Genomic DNA, 18,596 nt, shown 5'->3' on the forward strand with positions numbered 1-18,596 from the left:
GGCGCATGGCACCTGAACAAATGGCCGAGCCGCAGGAGTCCGGTCCCGCTCCTCCCAGCTCTCCACTTCGTTCGAGCAGGGAGGTGCCTCCATCGCCCCCATCGCCCCCACGCCCTCTCGACGCCATCGACCGGGACATCCTGCAGATGCTCCAGGCGGACGGCCGTGCCTCCATACGCTCGGTCGCCGAACGGGTCCACGTCTCGCGCGCCAACGCCTACGCACGGATCAACCGGCTCATCGAGGACGGGGTGATCCGCGGATTCGGGGCGCGGGTGAACCACGAACGCGCCGGTCAGGGGACATCCGCGTACATCACGCTGAAGATCGTGCAGAACTCCTGGCGCACGGTCCGCGAGCAGCTGCGGGTGCTCCCCGGCGCCTCCCACATCGCCCTGGTGGGCGGCGACTTCGACGTGCTGCTTCTGGTGCACACGCCGGACAACAGGTCGCTGCGCGAGCTGGTCCTCACCCGGCTCCAGGCGATCCCCGAGGTGCTCAGCACGCGCACGTTGCTGGTGTTCGAGGAAGAGGACCTGGAGCCGGAGAGCTGACTCGACGGCGCGGGCGTCCCCGCCTCAGTGTTCCTGGCGCAGTCCCGAGAAGGCCACCTGCACGACCGCGTCGGCGACTTCCCGCTCGTCCATGCCGCGCCCGTCGGGCCGGTACCACTCCGCGATCGAGTTGATCATCCCGAAGACGAGCCGTGTCGCGAGCCGAACCTCCACGTCACCGCGCACGTCCCCGTCGGCCGCCGCCGCCTTGAGCAGCTCGGCGACCCGGTGGTCGAACTCGCGGCGCCGCTCCAGCGCCCACCGCTCGGTGTCGGTGTTGCCGCGCACCCGCAGCAGCAGCGTCACATAGGGCAGTTCGGCTATGAGCACCTCGACCATGCGCCGTACGACGTGTTCCAGCCGCTCCACCGCACACCCCACGCGCGCGTGCTCCTCGTCCAGGATCCCGAAGAGACCGTCCAGCGCCCGGCTGACGGCACGCCGCAGCAGCTCCTCCTTGCCCGCGACATGGTGGTAGATCGACGACTTGGAGATTCCGGCCGCCTTGGAGAGATGCTCCATGGACGTGCCGTCGTAGCCACGCTCGTTGAAGACCTGCACCGCCACCGAGAGCAGGCTCTCGGGGGTGTACGTGTCGCGCTTGACGGTCGTCATGAGGTGCCCTCCCGCTTCTCGGAGGCGTACGCGTGGCGGTAGAGCGCGAGGGACGGCGCGTACCGTCCGGAGGGGTCGCGCAGATGCAGGTCGTCCAGAAGGCCGTAGGCCCAGGTGCGGCCGAGCACCCGGCTCCATTCGAAGGGGCCGCGGGGGTAGTTGACGCCCAGGCGCATCGCGGTGTCGATGTCCCCCTCGGTGGCCACGCCCTTGGCGACGGCGTCGTGCGCCAGGTCGACGATCCGGGCCACCGTACGGGCGACGATCATGCCGGGTACGTCCCCGATGACGCTGACGTCCTTGCCGAGCGCCTGGAAGAGCCCGGTGGCCTCGGCGAGTGTCCCCGGAGAGGTGTCCTGGGAGGCGGACAGGGCGATGCGGGTCGCCCTGCGGTAGTCGAGCGCAAGGTCGAAGTAGACGACGTCACGGAACTCCACGGAGGTCTGCCCGTCGGCGAGGACCAGCTGGCCGCCGCCGGGCAGCACCAGACGGGTGCCGTGGTCCTCCTCGTCCTCGCGGACGGGGATGCCCGCCTCGCGGATCAGCGGGAGCAACTCGGAGGCGGGACCCAGGTCGCCCTCGGCGACGACGTACGCGGGCGGCTGTGCCTTCTCCGCGGTGTGCGGCTCGGGCCGCTCGGCACCGTCGCCGTACTCGTACCAGCCCTGTCCGCTCTTGCGGCCGAGCCGGCCCGACTCGACCAGACGGCGCTGGGCCAGCGAGGGCGTGAAGCGCACGTCCTGGAAGAAGGACTCCCAGACCGAGCGGGTGACGGATTCGTTGACGTCCTGCCCGATGAGGTCGGTCAGCTCGAAGGCGCCCATCCTGAACCCGCCCGACTCGCGCAGCACCGCGTCGATGGTGACGGGGTCGGCGGCCTGCGCCTCGTACACCGCGAACGCCTCGGCGTAGAAGGGCCGCGCGATGCGGTTGACGATGAAGCCGGGGGTGTCGGCGCAGGCGACCGGCGTCTTGCCCCAGGCACGCGCCGTCTCGTACGCGCGCGTGGCCGAAGTGACGTCGGTGGCGAACCCGGAGACGACCTCCACGAGCGGCATCAGCGGCGCGGGGTTGAAGAAGTGCAGGCCGACGAAACGGCCGGCGTTGCGCAGGGCGCCGCCGATGGCGGTCACGGACAGGGACGAGGTGTTGGTGGCGAGCAGGCAGTCGTCGTCGACGACGGCCTCGAGCTCCCGCAGTAGCTGCTGCTTGACCTCGAGGCGCTCGAGGACCGCCTCGACGACGAGCGAGCAGTCCGCGAGTCCGGCCAGGCTCTCGGCCGGCTGGAGGCGCGCGCGGGCCGCGTCCCGCTCGGCCCCGGTGAGCCGGTCCTTCTCCACGAGCCGGTCGAGGCGGGCACCGATCGCGGCGGCCGCCTCGTGGGCCCGGCCGGGAACGGCGTCGTACAGCCGCACGGGGTGGCCCGCGACCAGCGCGACCTGGGCGATGCCCTGGCCCATGGTGCCGGTGCCCACGACGGCCACGGGGCTGCTGAGGTCGAGTGCTGTCATGTGCGCGATCCTCCCGCACGGGGTTTTCCACAGATGCGGCGGACCCCCTTGTCCCGACCGATCGTTCGGTTACTCTAACTCTGTCCGGCTGTTCCTGCCCAGGTCACGAGCTCAAGGAAGAGCTCACAAGACGAGGAGGTTGGTCCCGCATGGCCGCCGAACTCACCGCGCACCAGCTGATCGCCCAGCACCGGCCCACCCTTGACCAGGCGCTGGAAGCGATCCGCACGCGGGCGTACTGGTCCCCGCACCCCGAGCACCCCAAGGCGTACGGCGAGAGCGGCAGCCTGGACGCTGCGGCGGGCAAGGCCGCCTTCGACGCCCTCCTGGGCGCCCGTCTCGACCTCGGCCAGCCCGGCACCGACGACTGGACGGGCGACGAAGTCTCGCCGTACGGGATCGCGCTGGGGATCACCTATCCCCACGCGGACATCGACGTGCTGCTGCCCGCCATGCGCGCGGGCCAGCCCGCCTGGCGCGACGCGGGCGCGGAGGCACGCGCGGTGGTGTGTCTGGAGATCCTCAAGCGCATCAGTGACCGGACGCACGAGTTCGCGCACGCGGTCATGCACACCAGCGGCCAGGCCTTCATGATGGCGTTCCAGGCGGGCGGCCCGCACGCGCAGGACCGCGGCCTGGAGGCCGTGGCGTACGCGTACGCGGAGCAGGTCCGCACGCCGGACACCGCGGAGTGGACCAAGCCCCAGGGCAAGCGCGACCCGCTGGTGCTGGCCAAGACCTTCAAGGCCGTCCCGCGCGGCATCGCCCTGGTCATCGGCTGCAACACCTTCCCGACGTGGAACGGCTACCCGGGCCTGTTCGCGTCCCTGGCCACCGGCAACGCGGTCCTGGTCAAGCCCCACCCCCGCGCGGTGCTGCCCCTCGCGCTCACCGTGCAGGTGGCCCGCCAGGTGCTCGAAGAGGCGGGCTTCGACCCGAACCTCGTGGCGCTGGCCGCCGAACGCCCCGGCGAGGGCATCGCCAAGACGCTGGCCGTGCGCCCGGAGATCCGGATCATCGACTACACGGGCTCGACGGCGTTCGGCGACTGGCTGGAGGCCAACGCGCGCCAGGCGCAGGTCTACACGGAGAAGGCCGGCGTCAACACGGTGATCGTGGAGTCCACCGACAACTACAAGGGGATGCTGTCGAACCTGGCATTCTCCCTGTCTCTGTACAGCGGCCAGATGTGCACCACCCCGCAGAACCTGCTGATCCCACGGGACGGCATCGCCACCGACGAGGGCCCGAAGTCGTACGACGAAGTGGTCACCGATCTCGCGAAGTCGGTGGGCGGCCTCCTGGGCGACGACGCCCGCGCGAACGCGCTGCTCGGCGCGATCGTGAACCCGGACGTCAAGGCCCGTCTGGAGGCGGCGGCCGGCCTCGGTGAAGTCGCCCTTGCCTCCCGGGAGATCACCAACCCCGAGTTCCCGCAGTCGGTCGTGCGCACCCCGCTGATCGTGAAGCTCGACGGCGCCAAGCCGGACGCGGAGGCGGCCTACATGAGCGAGTGCTTCGGCCCGGTCTCCTTCGCCGTCGCGGTCGACTCGGCCGCGGACGCGGTGGATCTGCTGCGGCGCACGATCCGGGACAAGGGAGCGATGACCGTCGGCGCGTACACCACCTCCGCGGAGGTCGAGCAGGCGGTCGAGGACGCCTGCCTGGAAGAGTGCGCCCAGCTCTCGCTCAATCTGACCGGCGGGGTGTACGTCAACCAGACGGCCGCCTTCTCCGACTTCCACGGCTCGGGCGGCAACGCGGCGGCCAACTCGGCCCTGTGTGACGGGGCGTTCGTGGCGAACCGCTTCCGTGTGGTGGAGGTCCGCCGGGAGGCATAGGCCCGCTCAGTCGGGTGCGCCCCCGGTGGCGCTCCAGTGGTACAGCGTCATGGCCACGCTGGTGGCGAGGTTGTAGCTGGAGACCTGGGGGCGCATCGGCAGTGACACCAGGTGGTCGGTGCGGGCGCGCAGTTCGGCGGACAGGCCGGAGCGCTCGGAGCCGAACGCGAGCACCGCGTCGTCCGGAAGCTTCAGCCCACGGATGTCGTCGCCCTCCGGGTCCAGCGCGAAGAGCGGGCCCGGGGGGAGCTCGGCGACCGACAGCCGTTCCACGGCGGTCGCGAAGTGGAGCCCCGCCCCGCCCCGGACGACCGTGGGATGCCAGGGGTCGAGCGTGCCGGTCGTGACGACCCCGGTCGCACCGAAGCCGGCCGCGAGCCGGATCACCGCCCCCGCGTTGCCCAGGTTGCGCGGGTTGTCGAGGACGACGATGGGCGCGCCGCGGTGCGTACGCCGGAGTGCTTCCAGGTTGGCCTCCCGCGAGGGGCGCACGGCGAGGGCGGCGACCCCGGTGGGGTGCGGGCGCGGCACGAGGGCCTGGTAGGCGGCCTCGGGGACCTCCGTCAGGAGCGCCTCCAGGATGTCCCGCACGTCGGGGGCAAGTTCCTCGGCCAAAGCAAGCGCCGTCCGCCGGTCGGTGGTGACGGCGACCGGCACCCGTGCGTGGAAGCGCACCGCGTGCTTGAGCGCGTGGAAGCCGTCGAGCAGGACGCAGCTGTCGGCGAGCCCGCGCCAGGTGCTCAGCGGGTCGGTGGTGCTGCGGGACGGGTCCGTCATGCCGAGCAGCCTACGTGCGGTCCCGACCGCCCGGCTCCTACGAGCTCACGCGGTGGAGCTCACGCGGTGGAGCTCACGCGGTGGAGCTCACGCGGTGGAGCTCACGCGGTGGAGCTCACGCGGTGGAACTCACGCGGTGGAACTCACGCGGTGGAACTCACGCGGTGGAGCTCACGCGGTGGAACTCACGCGTGTGTGCCCGGCGGACTCGTCGCTGGGCCGCCGCTGGCCGGGCAGTGCCCGGCGGGCGCCGTTCGTGACCAGCCCTCCACGCGCGCGTGCCACCCAGCCGCCCAGCCGCCGCAGGAAGGACGTCGGCAGGAACACGGCGTCGGCGGCGATCATCGCCAGCGAGAAGAACGGCAGCCCGAGGACCACGGCGATCACCGCGTGCTCGGTCATCATGAGCGCCAGCAGGACGTTCTTCGCCCTCCGGTTGAACAGGGTGAACGGGAACGCGATCTGTGCGGCGACGGTCCCGTAGGTCACCAGCAGCACCACCGTGCCGTGCGCGGACAGCAGGTCCGACAGGGCGGGCCAAGGCGAGAAGTAGTCGAGGTGGAGCGGATAGTAGACGGCGGTGCCGTCCTGCCAGCGCGAGCCCTGGATCTTGTACCAGCCTGCGGTCGAGTAGATCAGACACGCCTCGGCCATGATCACGAGCAGGGCGGCGTTGTGGACGAGGTTGGCGACGACGTCCAGCAGGATGCGCGGCTCCCCGTGGGGCGCGCGGCGGACGACGTACCACCACAGGGCCTGGACGGCCCACAGCCCCCAGAACACGGTCAGCCAGCCGTCGCTGAGCCGGCCCGCACCCGTGGCCAGTGCGAGCGCGAAGCCCAGTACCCCCCACAGCGCGATTCCCATCCGGTCGGACGCCGGCCGCTCTCCACGCGCGCGTGCCGCTCGGGCAAGCCGGGCGCGCCGCTCGTCCAGCGACCACACCTGCCCGCAGCGCGTGAACACCAGGTAGATCGCCATCAGATGGATGACGTTGTCGCCGCCGTCGCCCATGAAGACACTGCGGTTCTGGAGCGACAGCACGCCCACCATGAACAGCACGGACATCGTGCGGGTGCGCCAGCCGACCAGCAGCAGCGCGCTCGACACCGCGGCGAGGGCGTACACCGCCTCGAACCACACCTGGCTGCCGGACCACATCAGGATCGTGAAGGCGTGATTGTTCGCGACGAGTTGCCGGGCAAGGTCCCAGCTCCATGGACCGCCGGGCCCGTACATCTCCTGGCGGTGCGGGAACTCGCGCAGCAGAAAGAGCAGCCAGGTGGCGGCGAAGCCGATACGGACGACCGCGCTCTGGTACGGGCCGAGGGCGGCCTCGGTGACGCGGACGATGCCGCGCGAGACGGACGGGGCAATCCGGTTCATCAGGCGCTCACCCCCGTCCGCTCGCCGTCCGTCAGCGACCACCAGGGCAGCTGGCGGTAGACGGGCGCGCCGGGGACCTGCTCGTCGCTCCACCTGGGGGGCGGCACATCGGTGGTGCGGGAGCGGACCTGGACGCGGTCGACGCTCTCACCACGGCCGGCCGCGTGCTCGCGGGCGAGACGCAGGACGACAACCCGGCGCAGATAGCTTTCGGAGAGGGCCCCGCGCAGGCCCGTGGGGCGGTTGTCGCCGTCGTGCGATGAGACGTAGAAGTCCCAGGCGCGGCGCAGTTCGTTCTGCTGGGTGTGGCTCGGCAGCAGATTGCCGTCGATGGCGGCGCCGTCGAGCGCGGACAGGTCGTACCACCCGGTCGTGCGCTCGGCGCCGTCCCCGGTGCGCAGGTCGGCGCGCACCTGGACGTCGATGTTCTGCTGCAGCGGGTTGGGCGCGAACAGCTTCCAGTTCTGCTCGAACTCCGGGTAGATCCAGTCGTCGATCGCCTTGCCGTGCTTCTTGGTGACGATGTTCGCGGGCGCGACGTGCAGAAACACCATGCCGAGGTGCACACAGGCGACGACAGTGACGACCGCGAGGGCCAGTGCGGCGGCGATCTGGTAGCGCAGGGACAGCGCGGCTATGCCGGTGCGCGTGGACGCGGGCTGCGCGGCGCCGCCCGCATCCACGAGGTCGGGGGCGGCAGGCGGAGCCGGGGCATCCGGAGCCGGAGCCGGGGCATCCGGAGCCGGAGCCGGGTCCTCCGGAGCCGGAGCCGGGTCCTCCGCCTCCAGCGGGTCCGTGGCCGCTACCGGGCTAGGCTCGTCCGACCCCGGCGGGTCCGTGACCGCTGCCGGGCCCGTCTCCTCGGATCCGTTCCTCGCCCGGCCTTCGGGCAGGCGGGACACCGGGTCGCCGGAGCCGCCCGGCTGCTCCCGCCGGGCGTCCGGTCCCTCGTCGTACGCGTCCATCCCGCCCCGTCTCCCGAGCTTTCCGTGCGCCGGTGCCGTTCCGTGCCGCCGCGCCCGGTCCACCACCTGCCCTCAGCCACGGGCGCATCGGCCGGATCACCCGTCCGCGCCACGCCGCGGCGTTCGCACGGGAACGGTACTCAGGCACGCCCGCCCCGCACAGCCCCATGGTCACAGCGGCCGGGCTACGGCTCCGAGGTTGTCCACAGCGGTTGACACCCTACGGCGCCTCGTCCCACCATTGAATCGACCGAACCGAACGATCGGTCGGTAGGTGAGTGGTCAAGGGGGACCGCATGGCGACAGCAGCAGCGCACCACACGGCCCGCGCGGACGGCATGACACAGACGGACGCGGCGGCGTACGAGGCCGTCTTCGACGCGGCGGTCGCTGCCGACGAGCGCATCGAGCCGCGCGACTGGATGCCTGATGCCTACCGCGCCACGCTGGTCCGGCAGATCGCCCAGCATGCGCACTCCGAGATCATCGGCATGCAGCCGGAAGCCAACTGGATCACGCGCGCGCCCTCGCTGCGCCGCAAGGCGATTCTGATGGCCAAGGTCCAGGACGAGGCCGGCCACGGGCTGTATCTGTACAGCGCGGCCGAAACGCTCGGCACAAGCCGCGAGGAGCTGCTCGACAAGCTCCACACGGGCCGCCAGAAGTACTCGTCGATCTTCAACTACCCGACGCTGACCTGGGCGGACGTCGGCGCCATCGGCTGGCTGGTGGACGGCGCGGCGATCACCAACCAGGTGCCCTTGTGCCGCTGTTCCTACGGCCCGTACGCGCGCGCGATGGTCCGTATCTGCAAGGAGGAGTCCTTCCACCAGCGCCAGGGGTACGAGCTGCTGCTGACCCTCGGCCGGGGCACTCCGGAGCAGCACGCCATGGCGCAGGACGCGGTGGACCGCTGGTGGTGGCCGTCCCTGATGATGTTCGGCCCGCCCGACGACGAGTCGGCGCACTCCGCGCAGTCGATGGAATGGAAGATCAAGCGCCACTCGAACGACGAGCTGCGCCAGCGCTTCGTGGACATCTGCGTCCCCCAGGCCGAGTCGCTCGGCCTGACCCTCCCCGACCCGCACCTGCGGTGGAACGAGGAGCGGAAGCACTACGACTTCGGCCCCATCGACTGGACGGAATTCCGGGAAGTCCTCAAGGGCAACGGCCCTTGCAACGAACAGCGGATCACCCAGCGCAGGCGGGCGCACGACGAGGGCGCTTGGGTGCGCGAGGCGGCCGCGGCCTACGCGGCGAAGCACAACGGCGCCGGACGCGCGGCCGACGGGCACGCGCACACGGCCGGTGGACCGTCGGCGGATCAGGCCGGCGAGAGCGGAGAGGCGTGAGCATGACGACCGAAGAGTGGCCTCTGTGGGAGGTGTTCGTACGCTCGCGGCGCGGGCTCTCGCACACCCACGCCGGCAGCCTGCACGCCCCGGACGCCGAGCTGGCCCTGCGCAACGCGCGGGATCTGTACACCCGACGCGGCGAGGGCGTCTCGATCTGGGTCGTACCCTCTGCCGCCATCACCGCCTCCTCGCCGGACGAGAAGGACCCGTTCTTCGAACCGGCCGCCGACAAGCCCTACCGGCACCCGACCTTCTACGAGATCCCGGAGGGGGTGAAGCACCTGTGACCGTCACCGTGCACACCGCGGCCGCGCTGGCCCTCGGCGACGATGCCCTGGTGCTCTCGCACCGTCTGGGGGAGTGGTCCGGGCACGCGCCGGTGCTCGAGGAAGAGGTCGCCCTCGCCAACATCGCCCTGGACCTGCTGGGCCAGGCCCGGATCCTGCTGTCCATGGCGGGCGACGAGGACGAGCTGGCGTACCTCCGAGAGGAGCGCGCCTTCCGCAATCTGCAGCTGGTGGAGCAGCCCAACGGCGACTTCGCGCACACCATCGCCCGCCAGCTGTACTTCTCCACCTACCAGCGGCTGCTCTATGCACACCTCGCCGCGGGCGAGGGCGAGTTCGCGGGCCTCGCAGCCAAAGCCGTCAAGGAGGTCGCCTACCACCAGGACCACGCCGAGCAATGGACGCTGCGGCTCGGCGACGGCACGGAAGTCAGCCATGAGCGGATGCAGCGCGGGTGCGACGCACTGTGGCGGTTCACGGGGGAGATGTTCGAGCCGGTCGAGGGCGTGGACGTCGACTGGGCCGAACTGAAGGAGGCCTGGCGGGAGTCGGTGGGCGGCCTGCTGCGCCGGGCCACTCTGGAGGTGCCGGAGGGACCGCAGTCCGGGGCATGGACCGCGGGCGCGGGACGGCAGGGCCTGCACACCGAACCCTTCGGGCGGATGCTCGCCGAAATGCAGCACCTTCACCGCAGCCACCCGGGGGCGTCATGGTGACCGCCACAGCCCTTGAAGAGGAGCTGCGCCGGGTCGCCGGCTCCGTCCCCGACCCGGAGCTGCCCGTGCTCACCCTGGAGGAGCTGGGCGTCCTGCGGGCCGTCCATGTGCGCGGCACGGACTTGGTGGAGGTCGAGCTGACCCCCACCTACACGGGATGCCCCGCGATCGAGGCGATGTCCGTGGACATCGAGCGGGTGCTGCACGAGCACGGCGTGCGCGAGGTCGTCGTGCGTACGGTGCTCGCCCCCGCCTGGTCGACCGACGACATCTCCGACGAGGGCCGCCGCAAACTGCGGGAGTTCGGCATAGCGCCACCCCGCGTACGGCACCGGGAGGCGTCCGGGCCGGTGACGCTCGAGCTGGGCCCGACGCGCACCGTCACCGGCTCCGGCGGACCGAGGACGTCGCACCCGTCCGCCGACTCCCCCGAGACCGACACTCCGGTGCGCTGCCCGTTCTGCGGATCCGCCGAAACCGAGCTGCTGAGCCGCTTCTCCTCCACCGCGTGCAAGGCGCTGCGCCGCTGCCTGGTCTGCCGCGAGCCCTTCGACCACTTCAAGGAGCTGTGATGGCCCGTTTCCACCCGCTCCCGGTGGCCGCGGTCGAGCGGCTCACCGACGACTCCGTGGTCCTGACCTTCGCCGTGCCGCCCGCACTGCGCGAGGAGTACCGGCACGCGCCCGGTCAGCACCTGGCCCTGCGACGCACCGCCGACGGCACGGAGATCCGGCGTACGTACTCGATCTGCTCCCCCGCGCCGGCACCGGACGACGAGGGCCCGCACATACTTCGGGTCGGGGTGCGGCTGGTCGAAGGCGGAGCCTTCTCCACCTACGCCCTCAAGGAGATCGCCGTCGGCGACGAGCTTGAGGTCATGACACCGGCGGGACGGTTCGTGCTGGAGCCCGCGCCCGGGATGTACGCGGCCGTGGTGGGCGGCAGCGGAATCACTCCGGTGTTGTCGATCGTGGCGACGCTGCTGGCGCGCGAGCCCCGGGCGACGTTCTGCCTCATACGCAGCGACCGGACGTCCGCCTCGACGATGTTCCTGGAGGAGGTCGCCGACCTCAAGGACCGCTATCCCGGCAGGTTCCAGCTGGTCACGGTGCTTTCCCGGGAGGAGCAGCAGGCGGGGCTGCCGTCCGGGCGGCTCGACGGGGAGCGGCTGACCGGGCTGTTGCCGGCGCTGCTGCCGGTGGAGCGGGTCGCGGGCTGGTTCCTGTGCGGACCGTTCGGACTGGTGCAGTCGGCCGAGCGGGCGCTGCGCGAGCTCGGGGTGCCACGGACACGGATCCACGAGGAGATCTTCCATGTGGACAACGGGGCCCTGGCCACACCGTCCACACCCGCCCCGGTGCACAGCACGGTGACCGCCCGGCTGGACGGACGCGGCGGCACCTGGCCGGTCCGCGACGGCGAGTCGCTGCTGGAAACGGTGCTGCGCAACCGGCCCGACGCGCCCTACGCCTGCAAGGGCGGGGTGTGCGGTACGTGCCGGGCCTTCCTGGTCTCCGGCGAGGTGCGGATGGACCGCAACTTCGCGCTGGAGCCGGAGGAGACGGACGTGGGGTACGTACTGGCATGCCAGTCGCATCCGGTCACGGAGAAGGTGGAGCTGGACTTCGACCGGTGAGCGGACCCTCGGCCCGCAGCTGCCGAGGGACGACTCCCATGACTGACGGCCCCCTGTTCCGGCGCGTCATGACCGGCCGTTCCCTTCTTGTAGAACTTGTTCTATCTTGACGCTCCGTCAGATCAGCGGATCCGCCAGGAGGACAGGTCGTGGACTTCACCTTCAGCGAGGAGCAACAGGCGGCGGTCGAGGCGGCGAAGGCCGTGTTCGCGGGTGTCGCGCCGGACGGCGTCCCCAGTCCGGCGCTGACCACCGGCGCCGTCGCCGAAGACTTCGACCGGGCGCTGTGGGCACGGCTGGCGGACACGGACCTGCTGAGCCTGCTGCTGGACCCGGAGTACGGCGGTGCGGGTCTCGACGCGATCGCCCTCTGCCTGGTGCTGCGGGAGTCGGCCAAGGTGCTGGCACGCGTGCCGCTGCTGGAGAACACCGCTGCCGCCGCTGCCCTGGGTGCCTACGGAGGCCGTGAGGTGAAGGAGGAGCTGCTCCCCCGGGCGGGTCGCGGGGAGCTGGTGCTCACGGTCGCCGCACACGGCCGGACCGGACACGACCCGGCCGAACTGGCGGTGGTCGCACGACGGGAGAGCGACGACACCTGGGTACTGGACGGGCTGCAGACGGCGGTGCCATGGGCGTACAACGCCGACTTCGTCCTCGTACCGGCGCACACGGACGACTCCGGCCGCGCTGTCCTCGCGCTGGTGCCGCGCGTGCACGAGGGCGTAGTGCCCGCCGAACAGTTCTCCACCACCGGGGAACGGCTCGCGGAGCTTCGTCTGGAGTCGGCGCGGATCGCCGGGCGGTACGTGCTGGACACCGAGGGCGCGTGGGAACGGCTTCGTCTGCTGCTCACCACGGGTACCTGCGCGCTCGCGCTCGGTCTCGGCGAGGCCGTACTGAGGATGACGAGCGCGTACACCGGCAAGCGGGAGCAGTTCGGCCACCCGATCGCCACGTTCCAGGCGGTCGCCGTACAGGCCGCCGACCGGTACATCGACCTGCGTGCCATGGAGGCCACGCTCTGGCAGGCCGCGTGGCGGGTCAGCTCCGGTGCGGCGGGCGCGCTGCTGGCGGCCGGCGATGTGGCCGTGGCGAAGGTCTGGGCCTCGGAGGGGGTGCGGCGCGTGGTGCAGACCGCGCAGCATCTGCACGGAGGGTTCGGCGCCGACACCGACTATCCCCTGCATCGGTACCACGCCTGGGCCAAACACCTGGAACTGTCGCTCGGCCCTGCGGCGGCACATGAGGAAGCCCTGGGCGACCTGCTGGCGGCACATCCGCTGGGGTAGCGGCGGGCGGCCTCCGGCCCGGACTACAGCACGAAGCCGGACTCGCCCTTTGCATCCACGACGGGGCGGCCCGCGGCGGCCCACACCTGCATACCGCCGTCGACGTTCACCGCGTCGATGCCCTGCTGGACCAGGTACATCGCGACCTGGGCCGAACGGCCACCCGAGCGGCAGATCACATGGACCCGGCCGTCCTGCGGCACGGCCTCGGTGAACTCTCCGTACCGTGCGACGAACTCACTGAGGGGGATGTGCAGCGCCCCCTCGGCGTGACCCGCCTGCCACTCGTCGTCCTCGCGGACGTCCAGCAGGAAGTCGCCGTCCTTGAGGTCACCGACCTCGACCGTGGGCACAACAGCTCCGAAATGCATACTCCGACGCTACCGGACCCGAGCGGTGCCGCGCCTCGACCGATCGATCGGAGCGTGCGGGGCCGCCGAGCCCGGAGCACCCTCCGTCACGAACCGCCTCCACCGGGTCAGCCGCGCAGTGCCCGCAGCTCGTCCTCCTTCTCCGCGACCTGGGCGAGCAGCTGCTCCGCGATCTCCTCGAGGAGGCGGTCGGGGTCGTCGGGGGCGAGCCTCAGCATCGAGCCGATCGCGCTCTCCTCCAGCTCGCGCGCCCTCAGCGTGAGCAGTTCCTTGCGCTGCGCGAGCCATTCGAGACGGGCGTAGAGCTCCTCGCTCCGGCTCGGCCTGCGCTCCTCGGGGACGGGCCCGGCCGCCCACTCCTCGGCGAGTTCCCGCAGCAGGTCCTCGTCGCCGCGGGCGTACGCGGCGTTGACCCGGGCGATGAACTCGTCGCGCCGCTTGCGCTCTTCCTCGTCCTGGGCGAGGTCGGGGTGGGCCTTGCGGGCGAGCTCGCGGTAGAGCCTGCGGGCCTCCTCGCTGGGGCGGACGCGCTGCGGGGGCCGCACGGGCCGGTCCGTCAGCATGGCCTGAGCCTCCGGGAACAGCCCGTCGGAGTCCATCCACCCGTGGAAGAGCTCCTCGACACCCGGCATCGGCATGACCCGGGCGCGTGCCTCGTGGGCGCGGCGTATGTCCTCCGGATCGCCGCTCAGAGCGGCCCGCGCCTCGGCGATCTCTGCCTCCAGTTCGTCGAGGCGCGTGTACATCGGGCCCAGCTTCTGGTGATGCAACCGGGAGAAGTTCTCGATCTCGACGCGGAAGGTCTCCACCGCGATCTCGTACTCGATCAACGCCTGCTCGGCGGCCCGCACGGCCCGCTCCAGCCGCTCCTCGGGCCGCGCCCCCGCCGCGGCACCGTCCACTCCGGTGCCTTCGGCGCCCTGGGCACCGGCGCCCTCGGCGACCGGCTCCTCGGCAGCGGACACGGGCTCGCTCTGCTCGGCTTCGGGCGTCATCACCGGACCAGCCTAAGACACGACGGCGGCCCCTCCCCCGGTACGTCAAGGCCGAGAACCACCGTGCTGCCCCGGACCCGATGCCCCAGACCCGCCGACCCTGACCCCGGAAGACTCCTGAACTGGGCCCACGGCCTGGACCCACGAACCGGACCCACGGCCTGGACCCGCGGAACCAGCCCGGCCGTCCCAGCCCCGCCGAATCAGGCCCCCTGAACCAGACGCGCAGAACGAGACCTGCGGGACCAGACCCTCAGAACCAGACCCGCGGGACCAGACCCGCAGAAGCAGACCCCTGGACGTAGGGCTCGGCTGGTCCTCTCCGACGATGCGGCGGGCCGGTCGTCCTTCCTAGGCTCGGCACGTTCAGGATCGATCAGCCCCGAAGCCCCGAGGAGAAGAACCTTGATCGTGGTGACCGGTGCCACCGGCAACGTCGGACGTGCCCTCGTCGAGCGCCTCGTGAGCGAGGACCGGCCGGTAAGGGCACTGACACGCGACCCGCAACGGGCCGCCCTGCCTGCCGCGGCGGAGGTGGTACAGCTCCAACTCGACGACCCCGCCACCCTGTTCCGGGGTGCCTCACAGCTGTTCCTCTACATTCAGGCCGCGGGCGAGCGGACCGCCGCCTTTCTGGAGGCGGCCCGGCAGGCCGGAGTGCGGCACGTCGTCATGCTCTCCTCGGGGATCATCCGGGAGGGCGCCGACGAGACCCACCCCATCCATGTGATGCATGCGACGACCGAACGGGTGGTCCGCGACAGCGGCCTGCAGTGGACCTTCCTGCGACCCAACGCGTTCGCGACCAATGCCTTCCAATGGGCCCCGCAGATCCGCGCAGGGAACACCGTTCGCGGCGTCTTCGCGGACTCGCAGAGCGCCCCCATCCACGAGGACGACATCGCCGCCGTGGCTCAACGCGTCCTGGTCGACGGCGGACACGAGGGCGCCGTGCACCGCCTCACCGGACCCGAGGCGATCACCACGGCCGGACAGGTCGCCGCGATCGGCCGGGCCCTCGGCCGTGACCTGCACTTCGTCGAGATGCCCCCGGACGAGGCGAGCGCTGAGCTCTTCCCACACGTCCCCCCGCCAGTGCTGCAGGCTCTCCTGAAGACCTACGAGGCCGCCGTGGGCGTACCGCCGGAGATCACCACCACCGTGGAGAAGATCACCGGCACCCCGGCCCGCGCCTTCGCCACCTGGGCCGAGGACCACGCCGACGACTTCCGAGCCTGACCGCCCCTTCAGACCCCCATCTCCGCGGCAATCCGCCCTCCCTGCACCGCAGCCACCAGCTCCGCGTGGTCCGCCTCCGTGCGGTCCGCGTAGGCCACGGCGAACGTGGCCATCGCCTCGTCCAGTTCCTCGTTCTTGCCGCAGTAGCCGGAGATCAGGCGCGGGTCGGCGCTGTGGCTGTGGGCGCGGGCCAGCAGCGCCCCGGTCATACGGGCGTAGTCGTCGATCTGGTCGGCGACCAGGGCCGCGGGGTCCACGCTGCCCTTGCGGTTGCGGAACTGCCTTACCTGGTAAGGGCGTCCGTCGACCGAAGTCCAGCCCAGCAGAATGTCGCTGACGACCTGCATCCGCTTCTGGCCGAGCACGACCCGGCGGCCCTCGTGCTCCACCTCCGGCAGCGCATGGCCCACCGTGGCCAGGTGGGGGAGCAGAGCGGACGGACGGGCCTCCTTGACCTGGAGGACCAGCGGTTCGCCGCGGTGGTCGAGGAGCAGCACCACATACGAGCGCGTGCCCACGCTGCCCGTGCCGACCACGCGGAATGCCACGTCGTGCACCGCGTACCGGGCCAGGAGCGGGAGGCGGTCCTCGGACAGCGTCGTCAGATAGTGCTCCAGCGACGCCGCGACCGTCGCCGCCTCCGCGTCGGGTATGCGGCGCAGCACCGGCGACGCGTCCACGAAGCGGCGGCCGCCGTCCTCGACCTGTTCCGTCGACTTCGCCGCGAACCGGCCGCTGGTGTTGGCCCGTGCCTTCTCGGAGACCCGCTCCAGGGTGCCGAGCAGGTCGTGGGCGTCCGTGTGGGAGACCAGTTCCTCGTCCGCGATCGCGTTCCAGGCGTCCAGGACCGGGAGCTTGGCCAGCAGGCGCATCGTGCGCCGGTAGGCGCCCACCGCGTCCTGCGCCGCCTCCCGGCACTTGTCCTCGTCTGCCCCCGCCTCGCGGCCGGCGAGCACCAGCGAGGTGGCGAGCCGCTTGAGGTCCCACTCCCAGGGGCCGTGCACCGTCTCGTCGAAGTCGTTCAGGTCGATGACCAGGCCGCCGCGCGCGTCCCCGTACAGACCGAAGTTCGCCGCGTGCGCGTCGCCGCAGATCTGGGTGCTCATGCCGGTCATGGGGGTGCGGGCGAGGTCGTAGGCCATGAGGCCCGCCGAGCCGCGCAGGAACGCGAAGGGCGTGGCCGCCATCCTGCCGACGCGTATCGGTGTGAGCTCGGGTATCCGGCCGCGGTTGGACTCCTCGACCGCGGTGACCGCGTCCGGGCGATCGACGTCCACCACCAGCTCGGCGTGCGAGCGGCGGCGCACGCGCGCGCGGAGCGCCTTGCCCTCCTCCTTGGGAGAGCCCTGGGCCGGCCACCGAGCGAAGCCACGCACCGCGGAGATCCTGGCCGCCTGCGGCGGCACCGCCGCCCCCACCTCTGCACCGACCCCTGCACCGACCTCGGTCACTGCGACCGCCTCCCCCGCCGTCCACTGTCCACGCAGCCGTACGAACATCAACTGGCCATGACCGTACAGCGGGCCGCCGGGAGGCGTCAGACCCTGTGGACAACTGCCGGAGGTTCGTGAACCCCGTCGGGCTCGTCAGGGGCGGGTAAGCGTGTCCAGCGTCATCGCCACCAACTGGCCCTCAAGTCCGGCCTGCTCAGGCATGAACGCGGCCCGGAAGGTGCGGGCATGCAGGAGGGACATCAGCCACCAGGCGGCCGCGTGCGGATCGAGGTCCTTGCGGATGACCTCTGCCTGCTGGCCGTGGCGGACCAACTCGGCGAATGTCTCGGCGAAGCGCTGGTGCGCGACGTGCACCGCTTCTCGCAGTTCGGGTTCGCCGCTGAGTGTGAACGCGTCGGCGAAGAGGAAACCGAGCGAGCCGCGGGCGTGGAAGCGCGCCATGTGGTCCGGCTCCAGGAAGCCGGCCAGTAGACCGGTCACGGACTGTCCGGTCTCGACCGCTTCGGTGAGCATCGCACAGACGTGGGACACGGCCCGGTCCAGGACCGCCTGGTACAGCGCGGCCTTGGAGCCGAAATTCTGGAAGACGACCGGCTCGCTGACGCCGATGCGGGCGGCGATCGCGGAGACCTTGGTGCGCTGGTACCCGGTCTCCGCGAAGACCTCCGTAGCGGCCCTCAGGATCGACTCACGGCGTTCGGCCGGGGTCATCCGTACTCGCTTGGTGCTCGCTTCCGTCCGCTTCGTCGTGTCGCTCACATGCGCCATCGTACGGTCTCTTGCGCCCATTACTTAGTCGCGACTAAGCTGACCTCAGGTACTTAGTAGTGACTAAGTAAGGAGCATCGCGTGAATCTGGGTCAACTCCTCCAGCACGGTCAGCCGCACCCCGACACCGAGGGCCGGCTCATCGCCCACGCCCGGGGCTATGAACTCTTCGGCGCCGTCTTCTTCGGCGGCCTGCGCCCGCATGCCTACGTCCGTCTGGCCCGCCTCAGCGGCGCCCGCCCCGGCGACCGGGTCCTGGAGGTCGGCTGCGGCACCGGATACCTGACCCGGCGCATGGCGAATGCCGTCGGCCCCGGCGGATCGGTGCTCGGCATCGACCCGTCCGCCGAGGTCATCGCCTACTCACGCCGGAAGACGCCCGAGCCGCACTGCAGCTACGAGACCGGGGTCGGCGAGGCGCTCGACGCGTCGGACGGCTCGTTCGACGTGGTCGTCACCGCCCTGACCATGCACCACCTGCCCGAAGTCCTACGGCCGGTCGCGCTCCGGGAGATGTACCGGGTGCTGCGCCCCGGCGGCCGGCTACTCGTCGCCGACTTCCGACCGCCACGTACCCGGCCCGTCCGGCACCTCATCACCGCGAGCGCCGGACACGTCATGGCGAACTACCGCGTGGACCTGCTCGACGGACTGATCGCGGACGCCGGCTTCGAGGTGCGCGGGCGCGGGGAAGTACGGCCTTGGTTGCGGTACGTGCAGGCAGCGCGGTCGGAGAGGACGTCGTGAGATGTCCGCCGTAAGTGCCCGCGATCGAGGACCGGACCCTGTCCGTCCTGATCGAGGACCAGACCCTGTCCGTCCTGATCGAGGGCCGGA

Annotated in this window: 19 protein-coding genes; 10 read left to right on the forward strand and 9 right to left on the reverse strand. The window is 71.3% G+C overall.

Going from position 1 to position 18,596, the window contains the following annotated elements; translation table 11 throughout:
- Nucleotides 1-20 precede the first annotated feature (20 nt).
- Complete coding sequence (locus AAW14_RS07260; RefSeq protein ID WP_265561464.1) at nt 21-554, forward strand: Lrp/AsnC family transcriptional regulator; 534 nt, start codon at nt 21-23, stop codon at nt 552-554.
- Between the two features lie 24 nt (nt 555-578).
- Here the strand turns inward: AAW14_RS07260 and AAW14_RS07265 are convergent, their stop codons facing one another.
- Together AAW14_RS07265 and AAW14_RS07270 are read right to left on the reverse strand one after the other, a co-directional pair.
- Entirely contained in the window at nt 579-1,169 is a 591-nt protein-coding gene (locus AAW14_RS07265; RefSeq protein ID WP_265561122.1) for a TetR/AcrR family transcriptional regulator, read from the reverse strand.
- Entirely contained in the window at nt 1,166-2,680 is a 1,515-nt protein-coding gene (locus AAW14_RS07270; protein ID WP_265561124.1) for a 3-hydroxyacyl-CoA dehydrogenase, read from the reverse strand. Before AAW14_RS07270 ends, AAW14_RS07265 begins: the two co-directional genes overlap by 4 nt.
- Before the next feature lie 149 nt (nt 2,681-2,829).
- Here AAW14_RS07270 and paaN point away from each other — a divergent pair, with 149 nt between their 5' ends.
- The gene (gene paaN / locus AAW14_RS07275) at nt 2,830-4,521 is read left to right on the forward strand and encodes a phenylacetic acid degradation protein PaaN (RefSeq protein ID WP_265561126.1); all 1,692 of its coding nucleotides are present in this window, start codon (nt 2,830-2,832) and stop codon (nt 4,519-4,521) included.
- 6 nt (nt 4,522-4,527) lie between these two features.
- On the opposite strand, the gene AAW14_RS07280 is transcribed toward paaN, so the two are convergent.
- The 3 genes from AAW14_RS07280 to AAW14_RS07290 form a co-directional block, all read right to left on the reverse strand.
- Nucleotides 4,528-5,298, reverse strand: a complete 771-nt coding sequence (locus AAW14_RS07280; protein ID WP_265561128.1) for a TrmH family RNA methyltransferase — start codon at nt 5,296-5,298, stop codon at nt 4,528-4,530.
- A 171-nt stretch (nt 5,299-5,469) separates the two neighbouring features.
- On the reverse strand, nt 5,470-6,684 hold the full coding sequence (locus AAW14_RS07285) for an HTTM domain-containing protein (RefSeq protein WP_265561131.1): 1,215 nt from the start codon (nt 6,682-6,684) through the stop codon (nt 5,470-5,472).
- Nucleotides 6,684-7,649 carry a DUF5819 family protein gene (locus AAW14_RS07290; protein ID WP_265561133.1) on the reverse strand — a complete coding sequence of 322 codons (966 nt, stop codon included), beginning with the start codon at nt 7,647-7,649 and terminating at the stop codon, nt 6,684-6,686. Before AAW14_RS07290 ends, AAW14_RS07285 begins: the two co-directional genes overlap by 1 nt.
- Before the next feature lie 296 nt (nt 7,650-7,945).
- Between AAW14_RS07290 and paaA the strand changes: the two genes are divergently transcribed.
- The 6 genes from paaA to AAW14_RS07320 all read left to right on the forward strand — a co-directional run bounded on the left by paaA (nt 7,946) and on the right by AAW14_RS07320 (nt 12,932).
- The gene (gene paaA, locus AAW14_RS07295; RefSeq protein ID WP_265561135.1) at nt 7,946-9,001 is read left to right on the forward strand and encodes a 1,2-phenylacetyl-CoA epoxidase subunit PaaA; all 1,056 of its coding nucleotides are present in this window, start codon (nt 7,946-7,948) and stop codon (nt 8,999-9,001) included.
- A gap of 2 nt (nt 9,002-9,003) precedes the next feature.
- Entirely contained in the window at nt 9,004-9,291 is a 288-nt protein-coding gene (gene paaB / locus AAW14_RS07300) for a 1,2-phenylacetyl-CoA epoxidase subunit PaaB (protein WP_265561137.1), read from the forward strand.
- On the forward strand, nt 9,288-10,007 hold the full coding sequence (paaC, locus tag AAW14_RS07305; protein ID WP_265561139.1) for a 1,2-phenylacetyl-CoA epoxidase subunit PaaC: 720 nt from the start codon (nt 9,288-9,290) through the stop codon (nt 10,005-10,007). Before paaB ends, paaC begins: the two co-directional genes overlap by 4 nt.
- Nucleotides 10,001-10,579, forward strand: a complete 579-nt coding sequence (paaD, locus tag AAW14_RS07310; protein WP_265561142.1) for a 1,2-phenylacetyl-CoA epoxidase subunit PaaD — start codon at nt 10,001-10,003, stop codon at nt 10,577-10,579. The genes paaC and paaD overlap by 7 nt, the downstream gene beginning before the upstream one ends.
- A complete protein-coding gene (locus AAW14_RS07315) occupies nt 10,579-11,643 on the forward strand; it encodes a 2Fe-2S iron-sulfur cluster-binding protein (protein ID WP_265561144.1) in 1,065 nt (354 codons plus the stop codon). The genes paaD and AAW14_RS07315 overlap by 1 nt, the downstream gene beginning before the upstream one ends.
- 149 nt (nt 11,644-11,792) lie before the next feature.
- Nucleotides 11,793-12,932: an acyl-CoA dehydrogenase family protein gene (locus AAW14_RS07320; protein ID WP_265561146.1), complete on the forward strand. Its 1,140-nt coding sequence runs from the start codon at nt 11,793-11,795 to the stop codon at nt 12,930-12,932.
- Nucleotides 12,933-12,955: 23 nt separating this feature from the next.
- Here the strand turns inward: AAW14_RS07320 and AAW14_RS07325 are convergent, their stop codons facing one another.
- On the reverse strand, nt 12,956-13,285 hold the full coding sequence (locus AAW14_RS07325; RefSeq protein ID WP_265561466.1) for a rhodanese-like domain-containing protein: 330 nt from the start codon (nt 13,283-13,285) through the stop codon (nt 12,956-12,958).
- Nucleotides 13,286-13,410: 125 nt separating this feature from the next.
- Nucleotides 13,411-14,298, reverse strand: coding sequence for a hypothetical protein (locus AAW14_RS07330; protein WP_416223270.1), 888 nt, complete (start codon nt 14,296-14,298; stop codon nt 13,411-13,413).
- A 411-nt stretch (nt 14,299-14,709) separates the two neighbouring features.
- On the opposite strand from AAW14_RS07330, the gene AAW14_RS07335 reads away from it, so the two are divergent.
- A complete protein-coding gene (locus AAW14_RS07335) occupies nt 14,710-15,537 on the forward strand; it encodes an NAD(P)H-binding protein (protein WP_322741022.1) in 828 nt (275 codons plus the stop codon).
- Between the two features lie 8 nt (nt 15,538-15,545).
- Here AAW14_RS07335 and AAW14_RS07340 read toward each other — a convergent pair whose 3' ends face one another.
- The gene (locus AAW14_RS07340) at nt 15,546-17,036 is read right to left on the reverse strand and encodes a DUF2252 domain-containing protein (protein ID WP_265561151.1); all 1,491 of its coding nucleotides are present in this window, start codon (nt 17,034-17,036) and stop codon (nt 15,546-15,548) included.
- An 87-nt stretch (nt 17,037-17,123) separates the two neighbouring features.
- Nucleotides 17,124-17,750: a TetR/AcrR family transcriptional regulator gene (locus tag AAW14_RS07345; protein WP_265561153.1), complete on the reverse strand. Its 627-nt coding sequence runs from the start codon at nt 17,748-17,750 to the stop codon at nt 17,124-17,126.
- 90 nt (nt 17,751-17,840) lie between these two features.
- Here AAW14_RS07345 and AAW14_RS07350 point away from each other — a divergent pair, with 90 nt between their 5' ends.
- Nucleotides 17,841-18,506, forward strand: coding sequence for a class I SAM-dependent methyltransferase (locus AAW14_RS07350; RefSeq protein WP_265561155.1), 666 nt, complete (start codon nt 17,841-17,843; stop codon nt 18,504-18,506).
- The last annotated feature ends 90 nt before the right edge of the window (nt 18,507-18,596 follow it).

The organism is Streptomyces hygroscopicus, assembly GCF_026168105.1.
Taxonomy (GTDB): Bacteria; Actinomycetota; Actinomycetes; order Streptomycetales; family Streptomycetaceae; genus Streptomyces; species Streptomyces hygroscopicus_D.